General features: G+C 60.0%; 11 protein-coding genes. 9 read left to right on the top strand and 2 right to left on the bottom strand.

The features are described 5' to 3' along the window. Window positions 1-213: 213 nt before the first annotated feature. Complete coding sequence (locus tag ABD819_RS17935; protein ID WP_345126481.1) at window positions 214-1,875, bottom strand: amidase; 1,662 nt, start codon at window positions 1,873-1,875, stop codon at window positions 214-216. A 427-nt stretch (window positions 1,876-2,302) separates the two neighbouring features. Then, a complete protein-coding gene (locus tag ABD819_RS17930; protein ID WP_345126480.1) occupies window positions 2,303-2,734 on the bottom strand; it encodes an acyl-CoA-binding protein in 432 nt (143 codons plus the stop codon). Window positions 2,735-2,923: 189 nt separating this feature from the next. On the opposite strand from ABD819_RS17930, the gene asnB reads away from it, so the two are divergent. From asnB to ABD819_RS17885, 9 genes are all read left to right on the top strand, one after another. Beyond that, window positions 2,924-4,828 (top strand): asparagine synthase (glutamine-hydrolyzing), encoded by a 1,905-nt coding sequence (gene asnB / locus ABD819_RS17925; RefSeq protein ID WP_345126479.1) that lies wholly within the window; start codon window positions 2,924-2,926, stop codon window positions 4,826-4,828. A gap of 95 nt (window positions 4,829-4,923) precedes the next feature. After that, the gene (locus tag ABD819_RS17920) at window positions 4,924-6,474 is read left to right on the top strand and encodes a glycosyltransferase family 39 protein (protein WP_345126477.1); all 1,551 of its coding nucleotides are present in this window, start codon (window positions 4,924-4,926) and stop codon (window positions 6,472-6,474) included. Between the two features lie 305 nt (window positions 6,475-6,779). Beyond that, complete coding sequence (locus tag ABD819_RS17915) at window positions 6,780-8,117, top strand: UDP-glucose dehydrogenase family protein (RefSeq protein ID WP_345126476.1); 1,338 nt, start codon at window positions 6,780-6,782, stop codon at window positions 8,115-8,117. 133 nt (window positions 8,118-8,250) lie between these two features. Beyond that, complete coding sequence (locus tag ABD819_RS17910; RefSeq protein WP_345126474.1) at window positions 8,251-9,210, top strand: UDP-glucuronic acid decarboxylase family protein; 960 nt, start codon at window positions 8,251-8,253, stop codon at window positions 9,208-9,210. 740 nt (window positions 9,211-9,950) lie between these two features. Then, window positions 9,951-10,358, top strand: a complete 408-nt coding sequence (locus ABD819_RS17905) for a sugar 3,4-ketoisomerase (protein WP_345126471.1) — start codon at window positions 9,951-9,953, stop codon at window positions 10,356-10,358. After that, window positions 10,355-11,320 (top strand): hypothetical protein, encoded by a 966-nt coding sequence (locus ABD819_RS17900; protein WP_345126470.1) that lies wholly within the window; start codon window positions 10,355-10,357, stop codon window positions 11,318-11,320. Before ABD819_RS17905 ends, ABD819_RS17900 begins: the two co-directional genes overlap by 4 nt. 33 nt (window positions 11,321-11,353) lie before the next feature. Continuing rightward, complete coding sequence (locus ABD819_RS17895; RefSeq protein WP_345126469.1) at window positions 11,354-12,451, top strand: DegT/DnrJ/EryC1/StrS family aminotransferase; 1,098 nt, start codon at window positions 11,354-11,356, stop codon at window positions 12,449-12,451. Between the two features lie 344 nt (window positions 12,452-12,795). Then, entirely contained in the window at window positions 12,796-13,725 is a 930-nt protein-coding gene (locus ABD819_RS17890) for a glycosyltransferase family 2 protein (RefSeq protein ID WP_345126467.1), read from the top strand. After that, window positions 13,725-15,266 (top strand): DUF6056 family protein, encoded by a 1,542-nt coding sequence (locus ABD819_RS17885; protein WP_345126466.1) that lies wholly within the window; start codon window positions 13,725-13,727, stop codon window positions 15,264-15,266. The genes ABD819_RS17890 and ABD819_RS17885 overlap by 1 nt, the downstream gene beginning before the upstream one ends. The last annotated feature ends 119 nt before the right edge of the window (window positions 15,267-15,385 follow it).

Raw genomic sequence — 15,385 nt, 5'->3', positions numbered from 1 at the left:
GCGAGGAGGCACGACATTCCGCGCATCAAGCGGCGTCAATCCATCCTCTCGAAGCGACAAGTATACTAATGTGAAAAGCCCTGATTCCATGCGGATTCAGGGCTTTCTGCTGGTAAGTTATTACAAAAAGGCTTGTCACATCTCAAGGCTTAGTCGCATCGAGGGGACGGATTGCCGCGTTCCGCTGTGCTCCACTCGCAATGACAGGCGGGCTTACGCCTGCACCGTGGGTAAAAACTTCGGGGCTTCCCGCTTGTGCGTGGCCTGCTCGTAGGCATAGCCCATTCCCAGCAAAAGGCCTTCCTGATAAGCACTTGCCACAAACGAAAGGCCCACCGGCAGCCCGAGCACCTGCCCCATGGGCACGGTGAGGTGCGGGTAGCCCGATACGGCGGCCGGCGTTGAAAAATCGGTGCCCGTGGAGTAGTCGCCGTTCACCCAATCGATGCACCAAGCCGGGCCGGTCGTCGCGCCCACGATGGCCGTGAGCTGGTTGGTGCGCAGCATGGTGTCGATGATTTTGCGCGATTCCGTCACCGTTTTCAGCACGGCGGCCTTGTATTTGGCATTGTTCAGCCCGTTGGTAGCCTCGGCCTGAATCAGGGTTTCCTGCTGGAAAAACGGCATCGCCTCGGCTGCGTGGGCCTTGTTGTAGGCAATGACATCGGCCAGGGTGCGCACGCTGGCCCCGGCACTGGCCAGGTACTTGTTCACACCTTCCTTGAACTCATAAAGCAATACATCGAATTCAGCCTCGCCAAGCGGATTTATCAGCTTGTTGAGCTCAACCTCCACTACAGTCGCCCCCTGCGCTTTGAGCGCCGCCACCGCTTCTTTGAGCAGCGCGGCCACGGCGGGCGGGCCGTTTAGGTGCGCTTTTTCCACGCCCAGCCGCTGGCCCTTTAGCGCATCGGTTTTGAGGAAGCTGGTGTAATCGGTGGGCGTATTGGCTGGGATGGGCAGCCGGGCCGGGTCGGCTGGGTCGGGGCCGGCCAGCGCGGCCAGCAGCAGGGCCGCGTCGCGCACGGTGCGGGCCATGGGGCCGGCCGTGTCCTGGGTGCTGGAAATGGGAATAATGCCCCCGCGGCTCAACAGGCCCACCGTGGGCTTGAGGCCGACGAGCCCGTTGCAGGACGCGGGCGATACCACCGAGCCATCCGTTTCGGTGCCAATGGCCACGGCGCATAAGTTGGCCGACGCCGCCGCGCCCGACCCCGAACTGGAACCACTGGTGCTGCGGTCGAGCGCGTAGGGGTTGCGACTCTGGCGGCCCCGGCTGCTCCAGCCGCTCACCGAGTGCGAAGAGCGGAAGTTGGCCCACTCGCTCAGGTTGGTTTTGCCCAGCAGCACGGCCCCGGCGGCCCGCAGCTTCTGCACAATGAAGGCATCCTGCTTAGCCTTGTGGCCGATGAGTGCCGCCGCGCCGGCCGTGGTCATCATCTGGTCGCCGCTGTCGATGTTGTCCTTAATGAGTACCGGAATGCCGTGCAGCGGGCCGCGCAGCTTGCCGGCCTTCCGCTCCCGGTCCAGGCCATCGGCAATGGTGAGCGCATCGGGGTTGGTTTCGATAACGGCGCGCAGCATGGGTCCGGCTTCGTTCAGCGCTTTGATGCGGGCCAGGTATTTCTCACTCAGGCTGCGGGCGGTTTCGGTGCCTTTGGCCATGCGCTCCTGCAAATCGGCCACGGTGGCTTCGTGCAGGGCAAAGGGTTCGTTCTCGCCAGCTGCCGCGCCTGAAGCGGCGGGAGGGCCAGCGGCTTCAGCGGCGGCCTCCGTCATTTTCTTGTCGGTGGTCGATTGGCAGGCTACGGCGGGCAGCAGGGCGGCGGTGAGGGCCACGCGGGTACCATGATTCAGGAAAAGGCGACGGTCCATTAAGAACAGGTTGAGTAGGAGATGGGAGCAATGATACGGCGGTCTTTGTTCTGGTCGTAACCTTACCCCCTGACCCCAGAGTTGATAAGTTCTGGCTCGCCGCCCGTTAACCCCACCCCCTAGCCCCCTCCCCGATGGGGAGAGGGGACTAATTCTAGTCCTTATTTCTAGCTTTTAGAGCTAAAAACTAGTTCCCCCTCCCCATCGGGGAGAGGACTAGGGGGTGGCGAGCGGCGACCCAGAACTTATCAACTCTGCCCCCTGACCCCCTCTCCAAAAAACGGGGGCACCAGCTTTGCGCAGACAAAACCCTGAAAACAAACAAGCCTACTTTTCAGCAGGCTTGTTTCGAAATAATGGCCAGAAGCAAACCCGGTTCCCCCTCTTTTTTGGAGAGGGGGTCATGCCCCACAGGGGTCCCGTAAGGTTAGGCTTGCTGGTCTTTGAGCTTGTCCTCGCCACCGTAGGGCGCGCCGGCGGTGATGTCGCCGCGCAGGCCGCCGTGGTCGGTGGGAGTGGGGGCGCCGGTCTGGCCGTCGGTGGGCACGGGGCTGGGCGTGGTGCTGCCGCTGCCGCCGCCCGTTATTTCGGCCACCCGGGCCACGTAGCGCTGCTTGGCTTCGTCTTCGGGCACCCCCTTAAACTGATTCCAGGAGTCCCACTGAGCCTGCGAGAGGCCGGCGGGGCCGCTGGCTTGGTCCGCCTCAGTGGGGGCTACTTCGTCGCCTTTCATGTTCACATCGCCTTCAGTCGCCTGCTTGTAGAGGCCGTAAAGCTCGGTCATGTGCTTGGCGGCCATGTCGCCGGGCAGGTTGTTTACCTGGTCGGCCGCAGCCCGAAATTGGTCGTTGGTATTCATAAAAAGGCAGGGAATAAAAATGGATTGAAGAATAAGCGGCACCAGAACACAGGGCCGAGGCAGGGCAGCCAGTACGGTCAAAAATTCGTATCAGGCGGGCTGCAGCGACCGAATTCCTCGGCCAATCCGCTGCTGTCAATACCCCAAGGCCGGGCTTTAGGTTGCGGGGTCGTACTTTTGCCTGCTATTATGTGCGGAATAACCGGAGTATTTGCCTTTACCGAAACAGGTCGTCAATCATTGGCCAACCTGCAAGCATCCACCGATGCCATCATTCGCCGCGGGCCCGACTCGCAGGGTCACTTTGTGTATGACCAGTGCGGTCTGGGCTTTCGGCGGCTGGCTATTCTCGACCTCTCGACCGACGGCAACCAGCCGATGACCGATGCGTCGGGGCGCTACACCATCGTCTTCAACGGCGAGATATTTAACTATCGCGAGCTGCGCGAAAAGCTGCTTAAGCGCGGCTGTAAATTTCATTCGCAGACGGATACGGAGGTTATTCTCCAGCTCTACATCACCGAGGGCCGCAGCTTCATTAAAAAGCTGAACGGCTTTTTCGCGTTTGCCATTTACGACAAGGAGGAAAACTCGCTGCTCATTGCCCGCGACCGGTTTGGCGTGAAACCCTTGCTGATTTACCGCGACGAAGACAAGCTGTTTCTGGCTTCGGAAATGAAGTCCATCATGGCCCTGGGCGTGCCGCGCAAGATTGATTACGTGGCCCTGAGTCAGTATTTGCAGCTCAACTACATTCCCGGCCCTGCCAGCATTTTCAAGGGTGTGAAGAAGATGCTGCCCGGCCACTACCTCTATATCAAGGACGGCAAGGTGGTGGGCAAGGCGTGGTATAAAATCCCCTACGACCCCAAGAAAGTCGCCAAAAACAAGCTCAGCTACGAGCAGCAGCAACGCAAGCTGGTCGAGCTGATGGACGGGGCTGTGCAGCGCCGCCTCGTGGCCGACGTGCCCCTCGGCTGCTTCCTCAGCGGCGGCATCGACTCCAGCGTCATCGCCGCGCTGGCCGCCCGCCACACGCCCCACCTGAGCACGTTCAGCATCGGCTTCAAAGACGAGCCATTCTTTGACGAAACCAAGTACGCCAACCTCGTGGCCGCCCGCCACAAGACCAACCACACGGTTTTCTCGCTGACCAACGATGACCTCTACGAGCACATCCATGACATGCTGGACTACCTCGACGAGCCGTTTGCCGACTCCTCGGCCCTGGCTGTGTACATCCTCAGCCAGCGCACCCGCCAGAAAGTGACCGTGGCGCTGAGCGGCGACGGAGCCGACGAAATGTTCGGCGGCTACAACAAGCACATGGGCGAGTTCAAGGTGCGGCAGGGTGGGGTGAAGGCCGAAGCCGTAACGGCCCTGGGTTTCCTCTGGGATGTGTTGCCCAAGTCGCGCAACGGCTTCATTGGCAACCGGGTACGACAGCTGCAGCGCTTCTCGCGCGGCATGACAGCCGGCGTGAAAGACCGATACTGGGACTGGGCCAGCTTCGCTTCCGCTGCCGATGCGCGCAACCTGCTCAGCCCCGCCAGCCGGGCCAAAGTAGGCAAAAAAGCCGCCGCCAAGCGCCGCAAAGATATTCTGGAGCACCTGCACGCCGACGGCGACCTCAACGAGGTACTGCTCACCGACATGAATCTGGTGCTGCCCTACGACATGCTCACAAAAGTGGACCTGATGAGCATGGCCAACTCGCTGGAAGTGCGCACGCCCTTCCTCGATTACAAGGTGGTTGACTTCGCCTTCTCCATCCCCGTGAGCAGCAAAGTGGACGCGACCATGAAGAAGCGCATCGTGCAGGATGCCTTCCGTTCCGAGCTGCCCGTGGAGCTCTACGACCGGCCCAAGCACGGCTTCGAAGTGCCTCTGCTCAAGTGGATGCGCGGCGAGCTGCGCTCCCTGATTGAGGACGACCTGTTGCGCGATGACTTTATCGAAGCGCAGGGCATTTTTGATGTTACGGCCATTCGCGCGCTCAAAACCCAGCTGTTTTCGCGCAGCCCCGGTGACGTGCACGCCCGCATCTGGGGCCTCATCGTGTTCCAGACCTGGTGGAAGCAGTACATGGCTTGAGTAGAATTCTTAATTAATAATTAAAAATTAAGAATTAAAAATTTTGGGTTCGGAGGTTCGGCTGCGCTGGGCCGCCTGCTGGTTCCTCCTTTGTTATGCGGCAATTTTCGATTCCCAGGTTGGCGCTGTTGGGGGTCGTGCTGGCCATTACGGCGGTGCGTATCAGTCTGATTGGTAAGGGCACCATGGCGTTTGTGGACGAGCAGCGCTATGTCACCGCGATGTTGGGCCTGCGCGCTCTGGGCGAGGGCCACGGGCTGGAGTTTTTGCGGGCCATCAACTCGATGGGGGCCCGGCCCGGCGACGGCCTGTGGCGCGCCATTCCCGGCCTTGGGCAAGCGGTGCTGCTGCTGGCCACCGGGCTAAACCCCAACTCCCCGCCGTCGCTGCAAGTACCGCAACTGTTTAATGTGCTTATTATGAGCCTGAACATGCTGCTGCTCTACAAGATATACCGGCAGTTTTTCCGGGCCAGTATGGCCCTGCTCGGTATGGTGCTGTATTCGAGTCTGATAAATACCAACCTCTACCTGCGCCACCTGCTGCCCTACGACCACGCGCTGTTCTTCTTCCTGCTGGCGCTGTGGCTGCTGCTACGGCTTGCGGCTCGCCCGGCGGGGTGGAAATACGGCTTGGTGGGGGCGCTGGCTGCGTTCAGCTACGCGGTTTATCCGGGTTATTTCATGGGCCCGGCGGTACTGCTGGCGCTGGGCATAGTGCTGGCGCTGGCCTCCCCGGTCGACGGTAGCTATGGACCGAGTGTGGGGCGCCTGGTCCCGGTGGGGTGGCAGCTGGCGGGCCTGCTCGTGGTGCTGGGTGGGTTGCAGCTTGTATCGCGGTTGGCAGACACTTCCTACCTGGCCAGTAGCCGCTACATTTCCACCACCGTCACCCAGGGCAGCTTCGATGAAGGCCTCAGCTTCATTGGCAGCTACTATTGGCAGGTTGAAGGCGGGCTGGGACTTGGGCTGTTGCTACTGTTTGGCATCGGGCTGCTGGTGAGCTTGCGCGCTATTGGGCAGCGGCAAGGCCGGTATACCACCTTGCCACTGGCAGCACTGCTGAGTATCGCCTTTCTCGCCTGGCTGGGCTATGCCGGGGCCGTGCTGGCGCACAAGCTGGTATTCTACGGCCGGATTCTGCATTTCTTCGGCCCATTCGTGGTGCTGGGGGCTTTGGTGGCGCTGAATGCAGGAGCGCAGGCCTGGCCGAAGGGAAGTAAGCTGGTGCTCACCCTGGCCTGGGGTCTGGCAGTATGGCATTTCGGGGCTTTCGCCCGAACTTATCAAGCCATCGACTATCCCTGCGACGTGGCCTACCACTACGGTATCCATAACCAGAACCAGATTGCCGCCAACGAAACCAGCGTGTGCGATAAGAATATTGTATTTTACCGATTGTTCGGTCCGCGCCTCCGCCCCGGGCAGCCGATGTTATTGGAAACTGCTCGCTACCAGCTGCTTAATTTCGCCTATCTCTATCCCATCACCTGCTACAAAACGCCTGAGCGGCAGGCCGGAACCGTAGTCGCCTCAGTGCCTTACTTCATGAAATACCGGGCTTACCAGTTCGAAGGCCACAATCAGGCCCAACGGACTATTCTGCAGGTGAATGAAGTTGATTTTAGGATTGTGAAAAGGGACTGATACGACGTAAGTTATTGTAAAACAACAGTATTAAATTGGTAGTGCCTTTGCCGGGCACACTGAATTTTGCCCTTGCATCCGTGCTAACGCGCGCCGAATGCCTAAATTTGCAGCGTTGAATGGTCAAGAAGCTCCTGTGTTTGAGTTAGCAGTCGGAGTACCCCGAATCTTTAATTCGGCCCGTTCGCCCGATTCAGAACCGGGTTTCCTATCGCTCAGACGGGCCGAATTAAAAATTTGGGATACTCCGTCAACTTCCTTCAACTAGCACAAACAGCTTTTAATCTCTGCGCCTAACGCATCTTATGAAAATAGCAATTGTAGGTACCGGCTACGTCGGTTTAGTAACAGGAACGTGTTTTGCCGAAGTCGGCATTGATGTAACCTGCATTGATATCGACCAGAAAAAGATTGACAACCTGCACAAGGGCATTTTGCCGATTTATGAGCCGGGTCTGGAAGAAATGGTGACCCGCAACGTGGAAAAAGGGCGGCTGCACTTCTCTACCAACTTGGCCGAAGCTATTAAAGAGTGCGACGTGGCGTTCATCGCCGTAGGCACCCCGCCCGGCGAAGACGGCTCGGCCGACCTGAAGTACGTGCTGGCCGTGGCCCGCGGCATTGGCGAGCACATGAACGACTACGGGGTCATCGTGACCAAAAGCACCGTGCCCGTGGGCACGGCTGCCAAGGTGCGCGCCGAAATCGAGCAGGCCCTGGCCAAACGCAACGCCAATGTCGAGTTCGATGTCGCTTCCAACCCCGAATTCCTGAAAGAAGGCGCAGCTATTGACGACTTTCTCAAGCCCGACCGCATTGTAGTAGGCATCGCCTCCGACCGCGCCGAGGAAGTAATGCGCCGCCTCTACAAGCCCTTTTTGCTCAACGGCCACCCGATTATCTTCATGGATATTCCGTCGGCCGAGATGACCAAATATGCGGCCAACTCCATGCTGGCCACCAAAATCAGCTTCATGAACGACGTGGCCAACCTGTGCGAAATCATGGGGGCCGACGTGAACATGGTGCGCCGGGGCATTGGCTCTGATGCCCGTATCGGGACCAAATTCATTTACCCCGGCATCGGCTACGGCGGCTCCTGCTTCCCGAAGGATGTGAAGGCGCTGATTAAAACAGCCCAGGAACATGGCTACGATATGCAGGTGCTGCGCGCCGTGGAAGGCGTGAACGAGCAGCAGAAATCGGTGCTCTTCAACAAGGTGAGCAAGCACTTCGACGGTGATTTGCGCGGCCTGAAAATCGCCGTGTGGGGTCTGTCCTTCAAACCCAAAACCGACGATATGCGCGAGGCTCCCTCGTTAGTTATAATCGAGAAGCTGCTGGCCGCCGGCTGCACCGTGACAGCCTACGACCCCGTGGCCATGCCCGAGGCCCGGCACTCCCTCGGTGATACCATTACCTACGCCAAGGACGAATTCGAAGCCCTCATTGATGCCGACGCGCTGTTGGTGGTAACCGAATGGCCCGATTTCCGGGCTCCCAACTTTGAAGTAGTGGGCCGCCTGATGAAGCAGAAGAACATCTTCGACGGCCGCAACATCTACGATGCCAGCGAGTTGAAGGTCCTTGGTTTCGCGTATCACTGCATCGGCATCAAAACCGACCACAAGGAGCCGGCGTAGTTTTTTGCATCCTATTTAAATACGGTCATTCTGAACTTGCCGAAGCATCTCTACCGCCAATAGTAAACTTGATTACTTACGCGAACGAGATGCTTCGGCTACGCTCAGCATGACGTTCCAATCAACAAGCATTATGACTGACAACAATACCACCGATAAAAAACGCGTCCTGATTACCGGTGGAGCCGGTTTTCTGGGCTCCCACCTCTGCGACCGGTTTCTGGCCGAGGGCTACCACGTCATTGCCATGGACAACCTGATTACGGGTTCGCTCCAGAATATCGAGCATTTGTTCGGCAACAAGGATTTTGAGTTCCACCACGCCGACGTGAGCAAGTTCGTCTTCGTGCCCGGCAAGCTCGATTACATCCTGCACTTTGCCTCGCCGGCCTCGCCGATTGACTACCTCAAGATACCGATTCAAACCCTGAAAGTGGGCTCGCTCGGCACGCACAATCTGCTGGGCCTGGCCCGCGTGAAAGGTGCGCGCATGCTGATTGCCAGCACCTCGGAGGTGTACGGCGACCCCGAAATCCACCCGCAGGTGGAAGAGTATTTCGGCAACGTGAACCCGGTGGGCCCGCGTGGCTGCTACGATGAAGCCAAGCGTTTCCAGGAAGCCATCACCATGGCCTACCACAACCACCACGGTTTGGAAACGCGCATTATCCGCATTTTCAATACCTACGGCCCGCGCATGCGCCTTGATGACGGCCGCGTATTGCCGGCTTTCCTCTCGCAGGCCCTGCGCGGCGAGAACCTGACCGTGTTTGGCGACGGCTCGCAAACCCGTTCGTTCTGCTACGTGGATGACCTGGTAGAAGGCATTTACTGCCTCCTGCTCAGCGACTACGCCTTGCCCGTGAACATCGGCAACCCCGATGAAATCACCATCAAGGAGTTCGGCGAAGAAATTGCCCGCCTCACCGGCGTCGAGTTCAAACCCACGTTCCAGGCCCTGCCCGAAAACGACCCCATGAAACGCAAGCCGGACATCACCAAAGCCCGGGAAATCCTGGGCTGGGAGCCCAAGGTGGACCGCGCCGAGGGCCTGCGTCGTACGCTGGAGTATTTCAAGGAGCACGTGAAGTAGGGGCTGGCGAAACCTCTCCCTGCCGGGCACGGCCCCAGCCCACATCTGCTTCATGCGCAGAGTCCTCAGGAGAGGGGAGCCGAGCACCAGGCAAGCGTTGCAGTATATCAGGGCTGGCTTGCTATCTTTACAGCGGAGCAATGCCAAGGTTCCTGCGGGGATAGACCAGAAAAAAGCAAGCAGCGGCCCGGCAAAATCATAGATTCTGCCGGGCCGCTGCTTGCTTTATTTTAGGATAAAACCCAGCCAGGGCACTGAAGTTGCTCGTACTACGAGTACGGGCGAGACTGGCTCCGTCTACGGTCCGACTACGGTGGAGCTATGGCGCAGCCAAGATGTACTCCGCCACTATGCATCATGAGAGGAGCACGGAAGGGTTATCCGAAAAATGCAAGAAGGATGGTTTGAGCCCGTGAATATCACCAAGACACAGTCGACTCATATTCGACCTGTAACTTCTGTTACGCAGTTAGTCAGGGCTGGCGCGCGTCTGCGACGCGCTGCTGCTTGGCTTCGAGCCTGCGGCCCGGGCAGGAAGGCCATTTTAGCGCCCTCTCGCGAGTTATGCGACCCCGAGCCGCAAGGCGGCAGCGCGTCGCAGGCGCGCGCCAGCCTAGCAGTGCGTAACAGCAGTACTTAATTCTCTGCTGTTACGCCGTTAATTCTGACTGCCTACTTCAGAAATATCGCGTTCTTGAGGCACTCGGCCTAACTTTGCCCCCGTATTAGCATTTTAGCGCATGGAGAATCCTTTTCTCATCAATTTCCCCAAGCTCGGCGCGCCGGAGATTGGCTACATCTCCGTGACGGAACAGCAGCAGCTGGTGCCTTTTGAAGTGAAGCGCATTTTCTGGACGTATTACACGCCGGAGAGCATTGTAAGGGGCCGCCACGCGCATCACATCACGGAGCAGGTGCTCATCGCTGCTGCCGGACGCCTGACCGTCACGACTGAACTGGCCGATGGGGCCATTCAGACCTTTCGGCTCGAAGACCCGCACGTGGGGTTGTACGTGCCGCCGCACGCCTGGCACACCATGCAATATTCGCACTCGGCCGTTCAGCTGGTGCTGGCCTCGGCTCCTTACGATGAGCAGGATTACATCCGGAATTATGATGACTTCAGGCAGATATGGCAGGGGAAGTGATAACAAATATTCCCACCGCGGGCTTGGTGGACGGCGCGCTGGTGACGGCTCGCGCGGCTAAGCTGGCCTTACAGTCGCCTTATCATATTTTGCGGGAATTAGCGGTTACACCGCAGCAGGAACGGTTCGGAACAGGAGCAGCCCTGCGTTTTGCCGCCGAAAGCCAAGGTGAGGTCCTGTCCATGGCCAGTGGCCACGGGCAGTGGCTGCTTCAGGGCCTGCCCTGGGATTCAGACTATTTTGGTACGCCGACCTACCGGCTGTTTACCGGCCTTTTTGGGGCCGATGCTGAAGCGGGGCAACTGGAAGCGTCGGCGGCCGCGCTGCGCTGGGAGCTTGCGGGGCGGGGCCCGTTTTACGCTTTCAGCGTGGTGCCGGCCGAGGATGTGGCCCTGCTTCAGGCCCTGACGGGTGGCGGGTGGCGACTCGTGGAAACCCGGCTGAATTTTTATTGCCCTACGGCCGCCGCTACGCTGCCAGCCCCGGCTCCGGTGCGGCTGGCTCTACCGGAGGAAGCGGCAGCGATTGGCCAGATAGCCGCCGCCGCGCGCAATAGCTACGACCGGTTTCACGCCGACCCCTGGTTTGGGGAGGAGCGGGCGGATGCCTTTCTGGAGCGGTACGCGGCATCGGCGGTAGCGGGTGCCACTGCCGATGCCGTGCTGCTGCCCGATGAGCCGGGGCTGCCCGTTGATTCATTTCTGGCTATCAGCGACACCCCGGCCGCGCCCGATTTGCCGGGTAGCGCGTTTTCGCGGGTGCTGCTCACGGCTGTGGGGCCGCGCAACCGCGGCTGGCACGTGAAGCTGGTGGCCGAAACCGTGCGCCGCGCCGCTGGACTAGGTTTTCCCTACATACTGATGACTACGCAAGCCACCAACGGGGCCGTGTTTCGCACCTGCGAGAAATTAGGATTCCGGCTTGGCAGCACCAGTCATGTTCTCGCTTGTTATACAGCGTAATACATCATTCAAAACCCTTTTGTCGCGCGCCATATGAATGTTCCGTTTCTTGCTTTTCAGCCCCAGCACGTACCCGTGCGGGAGGAGATAATGGCCGCAATTGGCCGCGTATACGATTCGTACTGGTACGTGCTGGGCGACGAGGTGAAGAATTTTGAGAAAGCCTACTCGGCCTTCAACCACGTGCCGCACACGGTGGGAGTGGCCAATGGTCTGGACGCGCTGGTGCTGGCTCTGCGGGTGCTGGAAATCGGCCCCGGCGACGAGGTCATCGTGCCGTCCAATACCTACATCGCCACCTGGCTGGCCGTGACGCAGGTGGGGGCCACTCCTGTACCCGTGGAGCCCGACCCGGCCACCAGCAACCTCGACCCGGCCCTGATTGAGGCGGCCATTACGCCTCGGACCCGCGCTATTATGCCGGTGCACTTGTATGGGCAGGCGTGCCGGATGACCGAAATCATGGCCATCGCCCGGCAACATGACCTACATGTGGTAGAAGACAACGCGCAGGCGCAGGGTGCAGCCTTCGATGGCCAAATTACCGGCAGCTTCGGGGCGGTGAACGGGACCAGCTTTTACCCCGGCAAGAATCTGGGGGCCCTCGGCGATGCCGGAGCCGTGACGACGACCAGTGCCGAGCTGGACCAGAAAGTGCGCGTATTGCGCAACTACGGCTCCCAGCAAAAATATTACAACGAAGTAGTGGGCTATAATTCCCGCCTCGACGAGCTGCAGGCCGCCGTGCTGAGCGTGAAGCTGCAACACCTGCCCGACTGGACCCGCCAACGCCAGCAGGTGGCGACCTGGTACGGGCAGCACCTGACTGACATCGCGGGGCTGCGCCTGCCCACGGTGGCGAACGGGGCCACCCATGTGTACCATCTCTACGTGGTGCAAACGCCTGCGCGTGAAGCGCTCCAGCAACACCTCACGGCCCAGGGCATCGGCACGCTGATTCACTATCCCGTGCCGCCCCACCGCCAGCAAGCCTACCAGGCCATGGGACTGGGGCCCGGCAGCTTTCCCATTGCCGAAGCGCTGGCCGCGACCTGCCTGAGCCTGCCCATGTGGCCGGGCATGACCGAGGCCCACGTGGCGGCCGTCGCCGCCGCTATTCGGAGCTTTTGATAGAGGTACCCCGGTCTGATAAGGCAGTTTTTAGATAATTATACTCGTTATGAAGTGGTTTGTGAAAATGGGGAGATGCAACATTTTGCGTCTCCTCGTTGAACATCACCGTTGAACGACTATAACGCGAGCCGTTCAACGACGAGACGTAAAATGTTGCGTCTCTACATTCGTAGACTACTTCGCGACGAGTATAGAACACCATAATGAGCGCAGCCCATCTCTACAGCCTTCGTTGAACGGTGCAGACGAAGGCTGTAGAGATGCCTCGGCTGCGCTCAGCATGACCTTCCTGACGTGACGTTCCCGACAGCATACAACCTGCAATCAATTGAACCCAACTAATGCCCAAGCTCTCCGTCATTGTTCCCTGCTACTTCAACGAGGATAATATCCCGGTGACGGCCCGTGAGCTGGTGGCGAACGAGGTTAATTTTTCGCCCGAAGTCACATTCGAGTACGTTTTCGTGAACGACGGCTCCGGCGACGACACGCTCGGGGCGCTGCGCCGGGCGCAAGCACTGTACCCCGGCCGAATTCGCATCGTGGACCTGGCCGGCAACGTGGGCTCCTACAATGCCATTGTAGCCGGCATGGCGTATGCCACCGGCGACTGCCTGGCCGTTATTACGGCCGACATGCAGGACCCCCCCGAACTGATGGTGCAGATGTACGACTATTGGCAGCAGGGCATTAAGCTGGTCATCGGCAACCGCCAGAACCGCGAGGAAACCGGCCTTTCTCAAACGCTGGCTAAGGTCTTTCATTGGCTGATGAAAAACCTGGCTTTGCGCAATATCCCCGACGGGGGCTTCGACTTTGTGTTCTTCGACCGCCAGGTAGCCACCGAGGTGCTGAAGCTGCACGAGCGCAACTCCAACGTATTCTACCTCATGGTGTGGCTGGGATTTGCCTACGTCAACATTCCCTATACTCGCCGCAAGCGCGAGATTGGCAAGTCGCGCTGGACGTTGAGCAAAAAAATCAAGCTCCTGGTTGATTCGCTGCTGGCTTTTTCCTTCGTGCCCATCCGGGCCATCTCGGTGCTGGGCCTCAGCCTCGGGGCCACGGCGCTGGTGTACGGTCTCTACGTCATTGCTCTCAAAATTGCCCGCCCCGACGAGCCCGCCGGCTGGACCACCCTCATGGTTGTGCTGCTCTTCGTGTCGGCCTTCCAGATGATAGCCCTCGGGGTGATTGGCGAGTACGTGTGGCGCGGGCTCGATGCCGCCCGGCAGCGGCCGCTGTACGTGGTGCGCGAAACGTACGGGTAATGACGAGGTTATTCCCCATATCCATACGGTTTACCCAAAAACGTCTGGCTGTGCTGCTGGTGCTGCTGGTGCTGCTGCCCTTTGTGGTGCTGTGCTTCTATAGCCACCCCGGGGCCGATGACTATTCCGACGCCGTTCAGCGGCGCGAGCTCGGATTCTGGGTGGTACAGCGCGACTTATACCTGCACTTTACGGGTCGCCTTTTTACCTCCGTTATCCTCACCGAAGCAAGCCCCCTGGTGCGGGGGCTGCTCGATGTGTACTGGCTGGTGCCGCTGCTCACCCTGAATCTGGTTCTCGGGAGTTTGTACACCTTGCTCACGGTGCTGGTGGGAGTAGTGTGGACCCGCCCTGTCCGCCTGCTGGCCGCTGCTATCGTGTTGGCCCTGTGGCTGCTGCAAAATCCCAGCGTGGCCGAATCGGTGTATTGGTTCAATGGGCTGGCGGTATACACCGTGCCCACGGCGGTTCTGATTTTTTGGCTGGCCGCGCTGGTGCGCTACTGGCAGGCCGACTGCTCCCGCGCCCGGGCCGGCTGGCTGGGCCTGGGCCTGCTACTCGGCACCGCCGTGCTGTGGTCGAATGAAATAATTGCCCTGCCGCTACTGGCCGCCGTGGGCGGTCTGTGGGGGTGGGAGTGGTGGCGGGGCGGCCCCCGGCGCGCATCATTAGCCTTGGCCGTGGGGTGGTATGGTCTGGCCCTGGCCGTGTCACTGCTCGCGCCCGGCAATATGGCGCGGGCAAATATCATCGCAGTACCCGTGTCGTGGAGCTGGGTGATTGGGGGCTCGTTGGCGAGCTCGGCTTATTTGCTGCTGAACTGGGCCAGCAGTGGCGTGCTCTTATTCGGGACGGCGCTGGCGCTGCCGGCACTGGCCCGGGTGGTTGCGGCCGCGCCGCAGCCGCTGCGCCGGCTTGCCACGCTCCGGCCGTCCCAACTGCTGGTAGCTGCGGGGGGGCTACTGGCCCTGCTGCCCCTGGCCGCCCTGCCCAACTACTGGGCCACAGGCGGGCTGATGCCTCCCCGCGCCCGCGCCAGCATGTACCTGCTTTTTTTGCTAGGGTGGTTTGCGGCCGTGCTGGCGGGCTTACTGGTGGCCCGGGCCGCTACTTGGTGGCCGGTGCTGGTAGCATACCCGGGGCGCTGGCCGTTGGGCGCTGCGGCGCTGCTATGGGCGGGTATGCTGCTCAATCTCGTCACCGACCACAACCAGCGCGTAGCTCACCGCGACCTTGGCCGGGCCAGCAACAGTGCCGTGCTGGCCTACCGCGACTGGCTGAGTGGTAGTGCCGCCCGCTACGATGCCAGTTTGCGAGCGCGCTATCGCCTCATGCGCACCGCCTACCCCGCTCGATGGCTGCAAGTAGCCCCTCTGTCGCGTACAGCCCGCCCCGTTAGCCTGCTTTACTACGATATTACCACGGACAGCGCCTTTACTTTCAATCGGGATTACGCCCGATATTTCCACCAAAAGGCCGTCTGGACTGGCCCCGGTGGGCAAGGGCATCCCCCCAAATTCTACCAGCCCACCCCAGACTAACCGCACTATGCGAGTTGGTGGCAAATCTGGGTCAGCAGCTCTTCCAAATAGGCATCGTTCCATCCGAGCCGCTTTCGTTTTTTCTTGATGCTGACCCGTGTGGGGTCCTGTTGCAGCAG

Origin of the sequence: Hymenobacter antarcticus, from assembly GCF_039539545.1 — a bacterium.
Taxonomy (GTDB): Bacteria; Bacteroidota; Bacteroidia; order Cytophagales; family Hymenobacteraceae; genus Hymenobacter; species Hymenobacter antarcticus.
Note: the sequence above shows the minus strand (reverse complement) of the source record. Positions and strands in the feature narration are given on the sequence as shown.